The sequence below is a fragment of the Gordonia sp. 'Campus' genome, from assembly GCF_022206305.1.
Taxonomy (GTDB): domain Bacteria; phylum Actinomycetota; class Actinomycetes; order Mycobacteriales; family Mycobacteriaceae; genus Gordonia.
This window is the reverse complement of sequence record NZ_JAKOIW010000002.1, coordinates 39,529-56,943: the sequence shown is the minus strand read 5'-3', so window position 1 is coordinate 56,943 and position 17,415 is coordinate 39,529. Positions and strand designations below refer to the sequence as shown.

The window sequence follows — 17,415 nt, the reverse complement described above, 5'->3', positions numbered from 1 at the left end:
TATAGCTGTCGATCTGCGCTCTCCCCGTACGTCACCATGATGTCGGACCGCCCCGGTTCGGCCCAGAAAAAGTCCAGAACGAGTGGAGACACGATGAAGTACGCATTGCTGCTGATGGGACACGTCAACGATCCGGGATGCGGCGAGGACGGCGGCGCCAGCCCCGAGGAGTTCTTCGCCTTCGACGAGGAGATCACCAAGGCCGGTGTCGTGGTCAGCTCCTTCGCCCTGGAGGACGAGCGCGCCGTCGTGCACACCGATGACAGCGGGGAACGCGTCGTGGCGTCGTCGGGCCCGTTCGCGGAGGTCCGCGAGTTCGTCGGCGGTGTCTATGTGATCGACGTGGAGAACATCGACGAGGCGCTCGAATGGGCACGTCGCAGTCCCGGCTCGGCCCCCGGTGGTCACGTCGAGATCCGGGCCCTCGCCCCGTACTGACCGATGACCGAGAACCCGCACCGTCCGGCGGCCGCCGAATCCGCGGCCCGTCGGGCGGTGTCCGGCATCGACCGCGACGTCCGCGCCCGGGTGCTGGCGACGCTGACCAGGAAGTTCGGCGACCTCGACCTCGCCGAGGACGCCCTCCAGGACGCCCTCGCGCAGGCTCTCGTCAGCTGGCCGCAATCAGGAATCCCGACTTCCCCGGAGGCCTGGCTGACGACGACGGCCAAACGCAAGGCGCTCGACGTCGTGCGGCGGGAAAGTGTACTCGCGGGGAAACTGGCACAGCTGCAATCGGATTCGGAACGCGCACCCTCTCACCCCGACTTCGCCGACCCGGCTGACGCCGTCTCACCCGTGATGCCCGACGACCGGCTCGGCATGTTCTTCGCGTGCACGCACCCGGTACTGCGACTCGAGGACCGGATCGCGCTGACCCTTCGGTTCGTCGCCGGGTTCACCACGTCCGAGGTGGCCCACGCGCTGCTCATCCCGATACCGACAGCTCAACAGCGAATCGTGCGCGCCAAGAAGCGAATCGGCGTTCTCGGCGTCCCCTTTGCACCCCCACGTCCCGACGACCTCACCGATCGGCTCGGCGGGGTACTGCGCGTGGTGTACCTGCTGTACTCGGAAGGGTTCGCGCGGTCGACAGGTGACTCGCACACCCGCGACGACATCACCGCCGACGCCATCGCCCTCGCGCGGACTCTGCGATCACTACTCCCCCGCGCCGAGACCACCGGCCTGCTCGCGTTGCTGTTACTCACCCAGTCACGGCGCCCGGCGCGAACCGACGGGCAGGGGCGTCCGATCCCGCTCGCCGAACAGGACCGGTCGCTCTGGGACGCACAACTGGCCGCCGAAGGTGTCGGCCTCGCCGAAGTGGCTGCGGCGCAACGTGATGCCGGGCCCTACGCGATTCAGGCCGCGATCGCGGCGGTGCACGCGGAGTCACCGACCGCCGATGACACGGACTGGGCACAGATCACGGTCCTCTACCGACTGCTCGAAGCACACGACCCCGGGCCGGTGGTGCGCGTCGGACGCGCCGTCGCGGCGGGGCGGGCATTCGGCCCCGCCCGCGGGCTCGCGATGCTCGACCGGTTGGCCTCGGACAAGGCCCTCGACCGATTCCGCCCGTTCCACATCGCACGCGCACTCACACTCGCCGAACTCGGCGACGACGCCGCGGCTGCCGCGGCATACCGGCGAGCCATCGATCTTCCCGGGAACGACGCCGAGCGCGACTACCTCGCCGATGCATTGGCCGGCCTCGCGGTCAACGGGTCCACGGCCCCATGACGGTCGGGACCTTCGACTCCGAAAGCCCCGGAAGCCCGGCGCGAGAGCCTGTCCCGCAGTAACGTTCACCACATGCCTTCCTACTGGGTCATGCCCGCAGTCGCCCTGATCTCGTGCATCATCATCGGAGCCGGCTTCATCGTCGGAATCCCGGGCCCCGGCAAAGATCACCACCACGACGAGGACTGATCCCCTGTCGTCGACCCCACGGCCGCATCCTCGGGACGCGGCCGACGACCGGTGTTGCCATCGTCCGGTACCCGTAGGGCTCCCCGCATGGAGGTGACCCGCCGGCAACTCATCGCCGGCGCCGCAGTCGCCGCAACCGGAGCGGCTCTCGCACCCACCATCACCACCGGGCAGGCCGTGGCGACCCCTGCGGACTCCACCGATTACCTGGTCGGATGCGGCATCGCCGATATGACCGGGGCGGTCGCGGGGCAGGGCATGATGGGCTACTCCAACCCCGAGCAGGTCGCGGCCGGGCTGCTGCAGCGCTGCTGGGCGCGTGCCTACATCGTCGTCGACCGGGCCACCGGCAAGCGCGTCGTGTTCCTGACCGCGGACATCGCGTGTCTGTTCCAGTCGCACCACATCGGCCTGATGGCCAGGCTCCGAAACCGGTTCGGGTCGCTGTACACCGAAGCGAACGTGAACCTGAACGCGCAGCATTCGCACGCGTCCTGCGGCGGCACCGCATGGGATTACGCGTACTCGCTGGCCGCGTTCGGGTTCAAGAAGAACTCGTACGAGGCCGAGCTCGACGGCATGTTCGCCGCCATCGAGCGCGCACACCATAACCTCGCACCCGGCAGCATCAGCATCGGCCGGGAGGAATTGCACGACGCGAGCCGGAACCGGTCGAGAGTCGCCTTCGACGCCAACCCGGCGTCGGATCGGCGGTCATTCCCCAATGCGATCGACCCGCAGGTCACCGTGCTGCGGCTCCGACACCACGACGCGTCCGGTGACCGGGATGTGGGTGCCATCACCTGGTTCCCGACGCACGGCACCTCTCTCACCGACCACAACGTCCTCATCGCAGGCGACAACAAGGGATACGCCAGCTACCTGTGGGAACGCAGCCGGCCCGGCTTCGTCGCCGCATTCCCGCAGACGAACTCCGGGGACATGACGCCCAACCTGGCGCTGACGCGGTTCAGTCCGAGCGGGCCGACCTCGGACAACCGCCGCAACTGCGAACTCATCGGCGAACGTCAGTACGTCGCAGGACAACGGGCATTCGACACCTCCCGCGCGATGTCGCGGGGTGGGGTCGACTCGATCACCCGATACGTCGACATGTCGTCGGTCCGGATCGCCGGGACCTTCACCCCCGACGGCAGAGCGGCGACGACGACACCGGCGATGATGGGCGCCGGCGCGGCGGCCACCAGTACGGAGGACAACTACGAGCAGCCGCTGCCCTTCCTGGTCGAGGGCATGACCAACCCGCTCGTCACCGCTCTCGGCGGCGATCGCCCACCGCCCGTCGCGCCGTGGATGCGAGACATGCAGGCGCCCAAACTGATCGCGTTCCCACTCGGACTACTTCCACCGTCGGGATGGATCCCGTCGGTGGTCCCGCTGCAGATTCTGCGGATCGGCGAACTCGTCCTCGTCGGGGTACCTGCCGAGGTGACCGTGGTGGCGGGCCTGCGCCTTCGCCGGGTCGTCGCAGACGAGCTCCGCACCGACATCGACAACGTCCTCGTCCAGGGTTACTCCAATGCGTTCACCCAATACGTCACGACGCCGGAGGAATACGACCTCCAGCAGTACGAGGGCGGAGAGACGATGTTCGGCCGGTTCACGCTGGCGGCCTACATGCAGGAGTTCGCCGGGCTCGCGGCGGCGATGGCGTCGGGGCGTCGGCTCGGACGTGGCCCTGCACCAGTGGACAAGTCACGACTGCAACCCGATCTGCTGCCACCGGTCCCGCCCGACCGTCCGATGGCCGGACGGCGATACGGCGACGTCCTGCGGCAGCCACGGGAGAGCTGTCGCCCCGGTTCGACCGTGACCGTAGAGTTCGTCGGTGCTCACCCCAACAACGACTTTCGGCACGGACGGACCTACCTGGAGATCCAACGACGCACCGCAGGCGGATGGACCACGGTGGCCGACGACAACGACTGGTCCACCGAGTTCCGATGGGCGCGACCGGCGGGCAGCCCGGACGCCTCACGGATCACCGTCATCTGGCGACCACCGGCGGGCACCGCCGGGGTGCATCGTGTGCGCTACTTCGGGGACAGTCGCACCGCCGACGGACAGTTGCGGCCCGTCATCGGCACGTCCCGGACATTCCGGGTCGGCTGACGCCGACGGACCGCGCAGTCAGCGCGTCTGGCCCGGATCGGTCAGGCGTTGTCGGCGTTGCCCTTACGCCACACCGACCACGGGATGTTCCAGTCGCCGAGGCCGTCGGTTCCGGAAAGGGTTCCGCCCGTGGTGTTCTTCACGACCACCGGGTCGCCGCGCAGGGTGTTCTCCATGACCCACAGCGCATTCTCCGGGCTCAGGTTGAGGCAGCCGTGACTGGTGTTCGTGTTGCCCTGCGCCCACACCGACCACGGAGCGGAGTGGAAGAAGATGCCGCTGTAGGACATTCGCGTCGCGTAATCGACCGGCGTGCGATACCCGTTCGACGAGGTGATCGGCACACCGTACGTCGACGAGTCCATGATGATGTGATCGTGCTTGTCCGAGACCAGGTACACGCCGTTGTCGGTCTCGTCGCCGGGCTTGCCCATCGACGTGGGCATGGTCCGGATGACCTTGCCGTCGCGTTCGAAGACGACCTGCTTGGTGTTGTCGTCGGCGGTGATGACCATAGAGCGGCCCACCGTGAAGTTGGTGCGCACGTTCTCCTGACCGAACAGGCCGTCACCGAGGTCGATGCCATAGGTGTTCACCGCGACGCGCACCTTGGTGCCGGGCTTCCAGTACTCGGCGGGACGCCAGCGCACCTCGCTGGGGCTGATCCAGTAGAACGCCCCCTCCACCGGCGGATCGGTGGTGATCTTGATGGCCTGCTGTGCGGCACGACGATCCGCGATCGGTTCGTCGAACTTGACGGCCACCGGCTGCCCGATGCCGACCGTCTCGCCGGGACTCGGCGTCAGGTAGGCCTGCGTCAGATTGTTGGGGCTGCTGGTCGTGAAGGTGACCTTCTTGGTGACCGCGCCGCCGATGCCGACCGCATCGGTCTCCAGGGTGTACGTGCGGTTGTAGCCGAGAGCCTCGCTGCTGACCCACACCGTGTCGTTGTCGGCGAAGTTGCCCTTCAGCGGCGTGCCGTCGGACTTCTTGATGAGCACGCGGCTGATGGTGCCCTCACTGGTCTTCACCTTGATGGGTGCGCCCGGTTGCACACCGACGGCGTTGTCGCTCAGCGGACGCTCGGCCAACTCGGTGATCTCGAGACCGGGCTTGAGCAGATCGTCGAAAAGGCTGGAGCTGCTGACGTTGTCGGAGTATGAGGGCTCCTGCGTGCACGACGTCACCAGCGCGACCACTGCCAACAACACACCGCTGATGATCAGCGGCATCCGTCGAGTACGACCGATCCCCATCTCACTCCCGCCTGTCCCGTCCCGACCCCGAGCGGCCGGTCCCCGATGCACCGAATTCTCCGAAACCGAGATGTCGAACCCGATGTCCCGGACCAGTGTACGAGAGATCGGGCCGAATCAATGTCCGGTCATCCGTTCGAGTGGCGCGTCGCGCGCCGGAACGGATGAACGTTCACCTGCTGTTCATCCACCGCCGTCGGTGGGCGAAACGATCCGAGATGCCAGAAGACGCCCCGCAGTGATGCGAGGCGTCTTGTGGACTCTGTGCGCCATCAGGGACTCGAACCCCGAACCCGCTGATTAAGAGTCAGCTGCTCTGCCAATTGAGCTAATGGCGCTTGGCGGTGCGAGAAGGAACCTTACAGGACCCGCGCGGCAGAAGTGAAATCGCCTGTTCGGAGCGGGTTCTGCAGCCGAGTGGGTCTTCCTGGGAAGGCCTCTCGCACCCGGTGATCGCGGATGGCTAGGAGGCGACCTTGCGGATGACGAGGATCAGCACGAGCGCCCCGACCCCGGCGAGCGTGTACTTGACCGCAGGCGTCTGCAGCGTGGCGAGCGCCTTCGACTTGGCGTCGTCGGCGAGGCGCTGCGGGTTGGCACGTTCGGCCAACGCGTCGAGCGTGCCGGCCAGATCCTCCCGGGCCTTGGCGATCTCCTGCTCGATACGTTCGGTGTCTCCGGCCACGTTGCATCCTTCCGGCGCTTCTCGATTGACTTCTCGCCCGTCGACGGTCCGACACAGGTCCGACCGGCGACCGGCCACGGCGTCCACCGCGGCCAGGGCAGCGCTTCGATGCTACGACATCCCGACGTCCCCGCACGTGGCCATGCACTAGCCTGGCGTGCATGGCAGAGCTCACTTCCTCGGACCCGGCACCGGCCACCCGCCTGGCCGCCGGTGACCGCGCCCCGGCGTTCACCCTGCCCGATGCCGACGGCAACCCGGTCTCGCTGTCGGATTACGCGGGTCGCAAGGTCGTCGTCTACTTCTATCCGGCCGCCTCGACCCCCGGATGCACCAAGCAGGCGTGCGACTTCCGCGACAACCTCGGCGAGTTGAACGAGGCGGGCATCGCCGTGCTGGGGATCTCTCCGGACAAGCCCGCGAAACTGGCGAAGTTCGTCGCGGCCGAGGGACTCACGTTCCCGTTGCTCAGCGATCCGGAGAAGAAGGTGCTCACCGAGTGGGGCGCCTTCGGCGAGAAGAAGATGTACGGCAAGACGGTCACCGGTGTCATCCGCTCGACGTTCCTCGTCGACCCCGACGGCACCATCGCTCTGGCGCAGTACAACGTCCGGGCCACCGGGCACGTCGCCAAGCTGCGGCGCGACCTGTCTGTCTGAGAGATCCGATGTCCGAGGCCGCCCAACCACTGGTGCCGCGCAAGCGGCCCACGCAGGAACGCAGCAAGCGCAAGTTCCAGGCGATGCTCGAGGCGGCCCGGGAACTGCTGATCGACGTCGGCTTCGAGTCGCTGACGTGTGAGGAGATCGCGACCCGTGCCGAGGTGCCGATCGGCACCCTCTACCAGTACTTCGCGAACAAGTACGTCATCGTCTGTGAACTCGACCGCCAGGACACCGTCGACGTCCGTGAGGAACTGACCGCGTTCTCCTCAGAGGTGCCGTCACTGAAGTGGCCGAGTCTGCTCGAGAAGTTCCTCGACCACCTCGCCGCGCTCTGGCGGACCGACCCGTCGCGGCGCGCCGTGTGGTTGGCCGTGCAGTCCACACCCGCGACCCGCGCGACCGCATCGCTGAACGAACGGGTGCTCGCCGAACAGGTGGCACGCATCATCGCGCCGCTCACGCCGTCACAGCGGGAGCGACGCGAGATGATGTCCCAGGTGCTGGTGCACACGGCCTACTCGTTGCTGAGCTTCTCCGTACAGGACGGTCACGATCACGACGAGACCGTCTCCGAACTCAAGCGGATGCTCGCGGGCTACCTGCTCCTCGAGGAGACCACCAGCACCATCTGAGCCGGGCCGGGCTACCTGCCCTCGAGGATCGCAACGGCCGCCGCGGTGTCGCCGTCGTGCGTCAGCGACACGTGCACGGTGGCCTCACGCAGATGCTCACCGATCTCGCCGGACAACCGGATGGCCGGACGGCCCCAGTTGTCGGTGACCACCTCGATGTCGCTGTGCCGGATGAGCGGCAGCAGCGGCGATCTCGAGAACCGGCTGACCGACCACGCTTTCACGACGGCCTCCTTCGCCGCCCAGCGGGCCGCGAGATGCCGTGCGTCGTCGCCGGTTCCGGCAGCCGAGTCCCGACGCTCGCCGACCGTGAACCGGTCGGCGAACGTCGTACCCGGCTGTCGGAGCTGCTCGCCGAACTCCGGGATCGACACGATGTCGATCCCCACGCCGAGGACACTCATGCCGTCGGAATCCGCCGTGCCGCCAACGGATTGCCCGCTCGCGTCATGCGCCGTCACCGGCTCCCCGCGACCGGTTCGCTCGCGCCGTACACGTCGGCGCCGTCGAGCCGGACCTGCGGATCGAGCAGCATGCCGGCCTCGGCGTCGTGCTCGTCGACCGCTTCGTCGAAGCGGCGGTTCGGGGGACGCTGGTAGGCCGCCTCGCCACCACAGATCGACTGCAGGAAGCGCTGCTTGCCCTGGCGCGCCCGCTCATCGGCGCGCTGCCGGTAGGCATCACGCTGTTCGGGCGCCAGCGACGCGATGAACGCCTCGGGATGGACGACCGCGATCAGTCCGGACACGTGACCGAAGCCGAGGCTGGTCAGCAGACCCGCCTTGAGCGGGAACCGCTCCCCCAGCTGCAGGGTCTCGCGCGGCCACACCAGATGCGGGTACTCGGCCATCTTGTCGTCGACGCAGTCCAGGCTGCGGTTGGGCGGGATGACCCCGTCGCGGAGCATCTGGCACAACCCGATGAGCTGGAAGGCGGCCGCGCCACCCTTGGCGTGACCCGTCAGGGACTTCTGCGACACCACGAACAGCGGCGCACCCTTGCCCCGGCCGATCGCCGTCGCGAGCCGCTCGTGCAGCTCGGACTCGTTGGGATCGTTCGCCTTGGTGGACGTGTCGTGCTTGGACACGACCGCGACGTCGTCGGCGCTCACCCCGAGGGCCTTGAGCGAGTTCGCCAGCGGCGAGGACAGCGCCCCGCGGGCCGCGCCGAGCGCACCGAGTCCCGGAGCCGGGATCGAGGTGTGCACACCGTCGCCGAAGCTCTGGGCCCACGCCACCACACCGAGGACGGGCAGGCCCATCTCCGCTGCGATGTCACCACGGGCGAGCAGGATCGTGCCGCCACCGGCCGATTCGACGAACCCGCCACGCCGACGGTCGTTGGCCCGGGAGAACCGGCGATCGTCGATGCCGCGCGCCGTCATCTTCGCCGAGTCGGCGGTCGCCGACATCGCACCGAATCCGACGATGCCCTCGATGCCGAGGTCGTCGAAGCCGCCGGACACCGTGAACAGCGCCTTGCCGAGGCGGATCTTGTCCACGCCCTCCTCGACCGAGACCGCTGCCGTTGCACACGCCGCCACCGGGTGGATCATCGCGCCGTAACTGCCGACGTAGGACTGGACCACGTGTGCGGCAACGATGTTCGGCAGGGCCTCCTGCAGGATGTCGTTGGCGTTGGCCTCACCGAGCAGGGTGTTGACGTACAGGTCGCGCATCGACGTCATGCCGCCCATGCCGGTGCCCTGGGTGTTGGCCACCAGACCGGGGTGCACCCAGCGCATCAGTTCACTCGGGGTGAAGCCCGACGACAGGAACGCATCCACGGTCGCCACCAGATTCCACAGCGCGACACGGTCGATCGACTCCGCCATGTCCGGGGTGACTCCCCAGCGGGTCGGGTCGAACCCGGTCGGGATCTGGCCGCCGACGGTCCGACTCAGCGCGAACTGGCGCGGGACCCGGATCTCGGTGCCGGCCAGGCGCGTGACCTGCCAGTCACCGTCGGCGTTCTGTGTGACGCGGGTCTTCTCGGGATTGGCAGCGGCGAATGCCCGTGCCTCGGTCTCCGAGTTCACCGTGAAGGTCAGGTCCTCGTCGATGTAGACCGAGGTGAGCAGCGGCGAGGTGTTGTCGATCATCGCCCCGTCGTCGGCGTAGCGACGGATACCGCACCGCGCGACGACCTCGTCGTGGTAACGCTCGGCGATCTCGCTCTCGGGCACCGGATCCCCGGAGGCGGTGTCGTACCAGCCCGGCTTGGGGACCGAATCCCAGTGCACCAGACCGGTGTTCCACGCGAGCTCGAGGACGCCTGCCGCCGAGAGCTTCTCGTCGACCTCCATCTCGAAGCGGGTCCGCGCCGAGCCGTACGGGCCGAGCTCGCCGGCGCCGACGATCACGACCATGTCCTCCGGACGTGCGTCGATCGACGGCCACGACGGACGCAGACCGCGAGGCGCGCGCGCCGGTGCGGGCAGTGCCGCGACGGTCGTGGCGGTCTCGGCGTCTGCGTCCTCGACCGACTCGGCCGAGGCTGCGGCCGTCGCCGCGAGTGCCTTCAGATCGGTCGAGCTGTCGAGCCCGCCGGTGAAGTCGGCCAGGATCGGAGCCTGTGCCGCCGACGCACGCTGCTCCGGCGTGCACAGCGTCAGCAGGTTGGCAGCCATCTCGTCGGTGCTCCAGGTGCGCACACCGGCGGCCTCGACCGCGTCGACCATGCCGTCGTTGTGGCCCATGAGTCCGGTGCCCCGTACCCAGCCGATGAGCGCGTGCGCCAGGGTCGTCTTGGAACCCCACGACTCTTCAGCCGACCAGCGCTGTACGAGGGCGTCGAGCGATGCCTTGCTCTCGCCGTAGGCGCCGTCGCCGCCGAACATGCCGCGGTTGGGCGAACCGGGCAGCACGACGTGCACGCGGGCGGCGATGTCGTGATCGGAGTGGGCGTCGGCGAGACCGGCGATGAGCCGTTCCACCGACCAGAGGAGCACCTTCATCTCGAGTTCGGCGCGACCGCCGGCGTCGGTGAGGTCACCGGCGACCCGCGGAGCGGCGAACGGGAACAGCATGGTCGGCTTCATCGCCGGCTTGACGACAGCCGTTGTGCCACCGAGGTTCTCGGTTTGCTCAGCAGCGATCCAGGCGACGAGGTCGTCGACATCGGCGTAGGACGCCATGTTCGCCGGTGCGACCCAGAGGGCCGCTCCCGTTCGCGCGTTCTCGCGGTAGAGCTTCTTGTAGAAGGCCAGTCGCTCGGAATCCAGGCGCGACGTCGTGGCGATGACGGTTGCGCCGCCCGCGAGCAGCCCGGCCGTCACGCCCGCGGCGATGGACCCCTTGCTGGCGCCGGTGACCACGGCGATCTCGCCGCTGTAGATGCCGGTGCCGGGATCTTCCGCAGCGTGCGCGATGGCGGCGAAAGCCCGTGCGTGCACGGCGTTCCCGGCGGCCAGCGCCTTGCCCTGCCACCACGCCGCGTGCTCGGCGACAGCGTTGCCCGCACCGGTGAACCCGCGCACGATGGCGTCGAATCCGGCCTCGACGTCGTGCTCGTCCCGCAGCCAGAGACGGACGAGGTCCTCTCGGCAGGTGGCCCACCGGTCGTCGATGAGCACCACCTTGGCGGCGTCGAAGGCCGGCGCCACGGTGCGGGCCCAGTCCGAGCCCAGTTCGGCACTGACCAGTTCGGCGAGTTCGGCATTCGGGTCGGCCGCGGCCTCGGCGAGGTCGGCGACCTCGGAGAGTCCGAGCTTCTCCAGGACGGTGTAGGCCGCGGAGGCCAACGCGCCGGAGCGACCGGTGATCTGCTCGGTGAACTCACCCAGCGCGGCGGCATCGACCGTTGCGCCACCGCCGGATTCGGCGGCCGGCTTGCTCACCGGGATGCCCTTGACCGACCCGACCGCGGACACGGCCCGGTCCACGAGGGCGTCGAGGGCCTCGGCGTTGGTCAGCGGACCGTCGAGCAGGTTGCCCAGCGCCTCGCCGCGGACGGACGCACCTTCGCGGGTGCCCAGCGCGAGGGCGACCGTGGTGTGCAGTCCCCATCCCGGCCCGAGCTGCCACACGTTCGCGACCCGGTCGGTGATGTAGTTCTGTCGCTTGCCCACCGGTCCGAGGACCTTGCGGATCTGGTCGCTCACCGCATCGGTCAGTACCGCACCGAGTGGGCGGTATCCGCGTGCGAGCGCTTCCACCGTCGAGGACAGGGCGTTCATGTCGGCCTCGGCGGCACCGTCGATGGCTCCGAGTCCGAGCTCACCGCCGATGTCGAGGAGCAGCTGATTGCGTCGCGAGGACACACCGTCGCACAGGGCCTCGATGGTGTCCGCCGACCCGATCTGGTCGACACGCATCTTGGTCCACAGCGCGATCACGGACTTCACCGCGTCCGACGGACTGAACGCGATGTCGTCGGGGCGCGGACCGCCCGCGGGTGCTGTCGGCGCCGCGGGCGCTGCCGGGGCAGCAGGTGCCGGGGTTGCCGCCGCGGACTCGCTCGTCTGCGCGGCTGCGGGGGCCTCGATCTCGTCCTCGTCCGGCTCATGACCGGCGTCCTTCGCGAGGATGACATCGCTGTCGCGTTCGACGTTGAGCACCTCGGTGGTGGCCGCGGCGTAGTCGTCGAGCTTCAGCGTGTTGGTCGCCAGGCCCGAGAGCGTCGGTGCGCCCTTGAGACCGATCTCGACGAAGCGCTGGACGCCGAGTCCGTTGCGCTCGGGACCGCTGAAGAGCAGCTCCTGGGTCTCGATCCAGCGAACCGGGCTGGCGAACTGCCAGGCCAGCAGCTCGATGAGCAGGACACGGGCCAGCTCGTTCGGCGTGGCCTCCCATGCCTCCCAGTCGGCGAGCACGGCGTCGAGCGGCTCGGACGGCACGAGTGCCGCGATCTCCTCCACGAAGTCGCGTCCGAGGTTGAACAGCCGCGGCACGAGGTTGGGGATGTAGCGACCGACGAGGATGTCGATGTCGATGTCGGCGGGGAGCAGTTCGGCGAGCTTGCCGCGGAACTCCGGGACGCCGGCGCGCAGGACACTCGAGTGGAACGGGACGTCGATACCCGGGATCAGGATGAAGGCCCGCTTGCCGCCGAATTCGGCGCGGCGGCGGTCGATCTCGGCCTCGAGTTCTTCGAGTCCCCGTACGGTGCCGGCGATGGCGTACTGCGATCCGAGCAGGTTGAGGTTCACGACCTCGAGGAACTCGCCCGCCGAGGCACCCACGCCCGCGACGAAGTCGGTGACGTCGGCGTCGGCCAGACCGAACTGACTCGGCCGGATGGCGGCCATCCGATAGTCGCTGCGCCCCTGCGCATCACGCGGAACCAGGTGATGCATCGCCTCGCCGCGCTGGAACACGACCTCCAACACCGCCTCGAGCGGCAGGACTCCCGCACACGCCGCGAGGGCGTTGTACTCGCCGACCGAATGGCCGCAGGTGATCGCACCCTCGACGAAGCCGCCGGACTCCTTGAGCTCGGCGATCTGCGCGACACCGAGGGTCGCCATCGCGACCTGGGTGAACTGCGTGAGGTACAGCACGCCGTCGGGGTGGTTGTAGGTGGTCCCGTTGGCCACGAGGGTGGTCGGGTTGTCGCGGACGACGGCCAGGATCGAGAAGCCCAGTGCCGCACGGGTGTGCTTGTCAGCGCGGTCCCAGATCTTGCGGGCCGCCTTCGAACGGGAGCGGGCGTCGAGACCCATGCCCTTGCTCTGGATGCCCTGGCCGGGGAACGCGTAGACGGTCCGCGGCGCGGCGAGCAGGCCGGTGGCACTCATGACGAGGTTGTCGCCGACCTTGGCGCTCACCTCGACGACCTCGCGGCCGTTGTCGAGGCCGACCCGGTCGACGCGGACGGTGATGGTGTCGCCCAGCCGGACCATGCCGAGGTAGCGCGCGGTCCAACCGATCAGCGGACGTGCGGACGGGGTGGGCTTCTTCGAGTCGGTGGCGGTCACGACCTGCTGGGCCGCGGCCGAGAGCCACATCCCGTGCACGATCGGATCGCCGAGACCCGCGAGTTTCGCCGCGGCGGAGTCGGTGTGGATGGGGTTGCGATCACCCGAGACCACGGCGAAGCCGTGCATCCGGTTCGGGGCGGTGATCGTCGCGGTGCGGAGCAGTTTGCGCGTGGCCGACTGCTCGGCGACCGGGGCGCCGCCGGCGCGGGCGGGATCGGTGAGCTCGGCGGCTCCGAGGCGTCCACGGATGGCGAACCGCTCGTCGAGCGTAGCGATCTGCCCGGACGGTCCCGTGATCTCGACCGACACCTCGACGACACGGCCGACCTCGGCGTCGCGCACCGCTCCGGTCCGCGCGGTGACGGTGAGTTCGGTTGCGGTCGTGGGGATCTCGCCAGTCAGGGCGATCGCGTGGTCGAGGTGGACCAGGTCGAGCAGCCCTTCCACCACCGGCTGGCCGTCGTCGGTGCGGGCTGCACCGATGACGCTGAAGACACTCGGCCAGCATGCGCCGACCAATGTGTCGGGCACGGCGAAACCGAACGGATCGGTCGGCGTCGTCGGACGCAGGTGTGCCGGGAGCGAGAAGCCGGTGACCGAGGCGTGGTCGGCGACCGAATCGGGTTCCCAGGTCACGGTGGTGACCGAGACCCCGTCGGCGACCTCGGCGAGGCTGCCGCCTGCGGCGACGGTGAGGATCTCGCGCATCGCGTTCGACGCGTCGTCGAGCCCGACCAGCGGGGCACCGCCGTCACGGAGGCTGTCGCCGGCGAGCAGCGGGATGCGGACGGAGGCGCCGGAGATCGGCACCACTAGATCGAAGCGGGTGGCACCGTCGGTCGCGGGACCGGCCTGCTCGAGCACCGCGCCACTGGTGGCGTGCTCGGCACGCTCGGGGGCGACCACGGTCCAGGACTGCCGGTCACCGAGCAAGGCGACGGGGCTCGCCACGATGCGGCCCGCCCAGCTGACGTCGTCGGATTCCAGCACGGAGGTCAGCACGCCGGCGTCGTCGACGAGTCCGGCACGGTGGCGCGAGGCGACGGCCACCGGCTGCTCCCCCGCGGTGTGCAGATCGGCCGCGACCCGGGCCTCGAAACGATCCAGCAGTTCGCCGACCGGCTCGTCGACACGCGTGATGCCGGCCACGGCGACCGGCCCGGGGATGACGCACACGGCGTCGGCGCCGTAGCGGGGGTCGTGGGCCTGCCACAGCGAGTCACTGCGCCACCAGCGTCGGACATCCTTGTCGATGACCGGCACGAAGTTGACCGGCTTGCCGGGGGTGCGGCACAGCTCGAGGAAGAAGGCGACGTCGGCGGGGTGCAGGACGTCGGTGTCGATCTCGGGGTACACGCTGCCGAGTGCGTCGATGGCGGCGTGCGGGTCGTCGGCGGAGACGACGTCACCGAACATCGTCGGGATGGGCCCCGAGTCCTTCGGGTGCATGCGCGCCTCGGTGCGCTGGAGCATCTCCACGAAACGCTGCTGCCAGGTGATGTCGGCCCACGGGACCTGCTCGCCGCGCGCGTCGCCGACCGCGAGGGTGGCGTAGCGGTCCAGCCATCCGCGGTAGGTCATGGTGGCGACGTCGCCGAAGTACGGCTTGGCGGTGTCGGCCATCGCGGCGATGATCTCGCCGCGTCGTGCGGCCACGGCCTCGGCGTCCCCGGCCACCTCGTCGAGCAGTCGGCCACAGCGGGAGGCGGTGTTGTCCACCTCGTGGATGTCGGCTCCGAGCTGGGAGCGGCCCGACGCCATGCCCGCGGTGGCATGTCCGGCACCGATCCACTCGTCGATACCGGCGGTGTCGACGAGAAGCTGCTTGACCTCGGGCGTGGTGGTGGCTTCCTTCGCCGCCATCGCAGCGGTGCCGATGAGGATGCCGTCGAGAGGCATTCCCGGGTAGCCGTAGCCTGCCGACCAGGAGCCCGTGAGGTACTCGCTGGCGCGCTCGGGCGTCCCGATTCCGCCGCCGACGCAGATCACCACGTTGGGACGGGCCCTGAGCTCGCCGTAGGTGGCCAGGAGCAGGTCGTCGAGGTCTTCCCAGGAATGGTGACCGCCCGCGCGCCCGCCCTCGATCTGGACGATGATCGGGTGGTGCGGGACCTCGGCGGCGATGCGCACGACCGACCGGATCTGCTCCACGGTGCCGGGCTTGAAGGCGACGAACCGCAGTCCGGCTTCCACGAACTCGTCGACGAGCGCGACCGCGTCCTCGAGTTCGGGGATGCCGGCCGAGACGATCACGCCGTCGAGGGGTGCGCCCTGCGCGCGGGCCTTCTGCACGATGCGCTTGCCGCCGAGCTGGAGCTTCCACAGGTAGGGATCGAGGAAGAGGGCGTTGAACTGCGCTTCCCGGCCCGGCTCGAGCAGATCGGTCAGGGTCGCGATGTTGCGCGCGAAGATGTCCTCGGTGACCTGGCCGCCGCCGGCGAGCTCGGCCCAGTGGCCCGCGTTCGCCGCGGCGGCGACGATCGCCGGGTCGACGGTGGTCGGGGTCATACCGGCCAGCAGCATCGGGGAACGTCCGGTGAGGCGGGTGAACGCGGTCTCGACCACGGTCCGGCCATCGGGCAGTTCGGCGAGCGTGGGCGCGAACTGCGACCACGGCGCGGCGACCTCGGGGACGCCACCGGGGCTGAACAGGTTGCGCTGCCCGACGCGGAGGGCGGCGGGGACCAGCCCGACACCCTGGCCACGGACGAGCGATGCGGTGAGACGGGTGGCGATGTCGCCGGGACCGAAGTCGAGGACCCATTTGGCGCCCCCGGCGACGACCGAGTCGACCGCGGACACCCAGTCGACGCGGGCGACGAGGATGTCGTGGGCGTGACGGGTGGCCAGGTCGCGGTCGATGCCGCACCGGTCCGCCCAGTCGGCGACGAGCTGGACGGCCTCGGCCATGCCCGGGTGGTGGAAGGCCACCGAGACCTGCAGCTGGTCGAACTTCGGGGCGAACGGGGCGCCACCGGTCAGCTTGCGCTTGCGTTCGTCGGCCTCGGTGGCGGCGATCCGCTCGCAGAGTGCGGTGAAGGCGGCCAGATGGCGCGGCGCGCCGGACAGGACCAGGGCGTTACGGCTGTTGACGATGGACACGACCGGCGCGGTCGTCAGGTCGCTCTCCGGGAGTCCGGCACGGTACTGCGCCAGGATCTCGTCGACTCGCGCCGGGCTGACGTTGTTGAGCGCGAGCATCGGGGTGCCGTCGGTGGTGATACCCAGGCCGCGACGGCGCGCGACGAGCGAGCCCGCCGCACCGATCAGATGCGCGACCGCGAGCAGCAGTCCCTGCCCCGACTCGGCGACCTTGCCTTCGGCGCCGACCGCATCGGTGGCCAGCGATCCCTGCGAATGACCGACCACGGCGTTCGGCGGGAGTGCGGCGGTGTCGAGCCCCTGCTTGCGGAGTGCCTCGATGGCGGCCAGTTGGGTCAACAGCACGCCGGGCCCCGAGAGGGTGAAGTCGGCGAGCGCGGTCTCGGAGGGGACCTCGTCGCCGGCATCGTGCGCGTGCACCCAGGTGAGCGGATGGAAACCGGCCGCCCGGGCGACGACGAGGTCATCGGCGACGGGCGCGACGAGCCGTTCGGCGGAATCCACGATCTTGGCGATCCGGTGTTCCAGGTCGGCGTCGACGACCAGCTCGGCCAGCGTCGGCAGCCACGCGCCGCCCTGACCGCCGAAGCTGACCGCGTAGGGCTCGCCCTGGGTGAGCCGCTCGATGAGCGTGGTGGTCGGGCGCTCTGCGTTGGCGGCGCCCTGTGAGCCGGAACGGAACTGGTCGACTGTCACTGGTACTCCTGTGTAGTGGTCGGTCTGGAGAGTGTGAGGTGGCGGAGTGTCTATGGGGTTGAGCGTCTTCGGTGTGCCTGTGTGTGGCAGGCGGGGTCGGCCCCTGCGGAAAACTCTGTGTGACCGGAGTTCTCACGCGTACGCCCGCGACATCCGCGATGTCGCAGGCGCGATCGGCCGCCTCGGCGACTCTGCCTGGTGTAGCTAGCTGGTACAACGGACGAACACGATTGCCGCGCAGGGGCATTGGCAGGTGTCGACTTCTTCGTGAATCGCTGCCGGCGTGAACGTGACACCCATGATGACACACGAAAGTGAGGGAACCCTCATGTTTCGCGGTGACCTGTCGGTATACCCGCCAGTAACCGCGCGGGTAACTTAGAGGACCTCG

9 protein-coding genes and 1 tRNA gene are annotated in these 17,415 nt (G+C 69.1%); 5 read left to right on the top strand and 5 right to left on the bottom strand.

The genetic code is table 11. The features are described 5' to 3' along the window. Window positions 1-93 precede the first annotated feature (93 nt). The 3 genes from MAY35_RS02285 (at window position 94) to MAY35_RS02275 (ending at window position 4,068) form a co-directional block, all read left to right on the top strand. Complete coding sequence (locus MAY35_RS02285) at window positions 94-438, top strand: YciI family protein (protein ID WP_238419021.1); 345 nt, start codon at window positions 94-96, stop codon at window positions 436-438. Window positions 439-441: 3 nt separating this feature from the next. Continuing rightward, window positions 442-1,746, top strand: coding sequence for an RNA polymerase sigma factor (locus tag MAY35_RS02280; protein ID WP_238419020.1), 1,305 nt, complete (start codon window positions 442-444; stop codon window positions 1,744-1,746). A gap of 276 nt (window positions 1,747-2,022) precedes the next feature. Further along, complete coding sequence (locus MAY35_RS02275; RefSeq protein WP_238419019.1) at window positions 2,023-4,068, top strand: neutral/alkaline ceramidase; 2,046 nt, start codon at window positions 2,023-2,025, stop codon at window positions 4,066-4,068. A gap of 41 nt (window positions 4,069-4,109) precedes the next feature. Here the strand turns inward: MAY35_RS02275 and MAY35_RS02270 are convergent, their stop codons facing one another. The 3 genes from MAY35_RS02270 to MAY35_RS02260 all read right to left on the bottom strand — a co-directional run bounded on the left by MAY35_RS02270 (window position 4,110) and on the right by MAY35_RS02260 (window position 6,009). Beyond that, window positions 4,110-5,300, bottom strand: coding sequence for an Ig-like domain-containing protein (locus tag MAY35_RS02270; RefSeq protein ID WP_238419340.1), 1,191 nt, complete (start codon window positions 5,298-5,300; stop codon window positions 4,110-4,112). Window positions 5,301-5,589: 289 nt separating this feature from the next. Next, a tRNA-Lys gene (locus tag MAY35_RS02265) sits at window positions 5,590-5,662 on the bottom strand. Between the two features lie 125 nt (window positions 5,663-5,787). Then, window positions 5,788-6,009, bottom strand: coding sequence for a DUF3618 domain-containing protein (locus MAY35_RS02260; protein WP_238419018.1), 222 nt, complete (start codon window positions 6,007-6,009; stop codon window positions 5,788-5,790). A gap of 161 nt (window positions 6,010-6,170) precedes the next feature. Between MAY35_RS02260 and bcp the strand changes: the two genes are divergently transcribed. Together bcp and MAY35_RS02250 are read left to right on the top strand one after the other, a co-directional pair. Then, a complete protein-coding gene (gene bcp, locus MAY35_RS02255) occupies window positions 6,171-6,668 on the top strand; it encodes a thioredoxin-dependent thiol peroxidase (protein ID WP_238419017.1) in 498 nt (165 codons plus the stop codon). Window positions 6,669-6,676: 8 nt separating this feature from the next. Then, window positions 6,677-7,306 (top strand): TetR family transcriptional regulator, encoded by a 630-nt coding sequence (locus MAY35_RS02250; RefSeq protein WP_238419016.1) that lies wholly within the window; start codon window positions 6,677-6,679, stop codon window positions 7,304-7,306. A gap of 11 nt (window positions 7,307-7,317) precedes the next feature. Here MAY35_RS02250 and MAY35_RS02245 read toward each other — a convergent pair whose 3' ends face one another. Both MAY35_RS02245 and MAY35_RS02240 read right to left on the bottom strand, forming a co-directional pair. Continuing rightward, a complete protein-coding gene (locus MAY35_RS02245; RefSeq protein ID WP_238419338.1) occupies window positions 7,318-7,710 on the bottom strand; it encodes a holo-ACP synthase in 393 nt (130 codons plus the stop codon). 53 nt (window positions 7,711-7,763) lie between these two features. Then, window positions 7,764-17,024: a type I polyketide synthase gene (locus MAY35_RS02240; RefSeq protein ID WP_238419015.1), complete on the bottom strand. Its 9,261-nt coding sequence runs from the start codon at window positions 17,022-17,024 to the stop codon at window positions 7,764-7,766. Window positions 17,025-17,415: the final 391 nt, after the last annotated feature.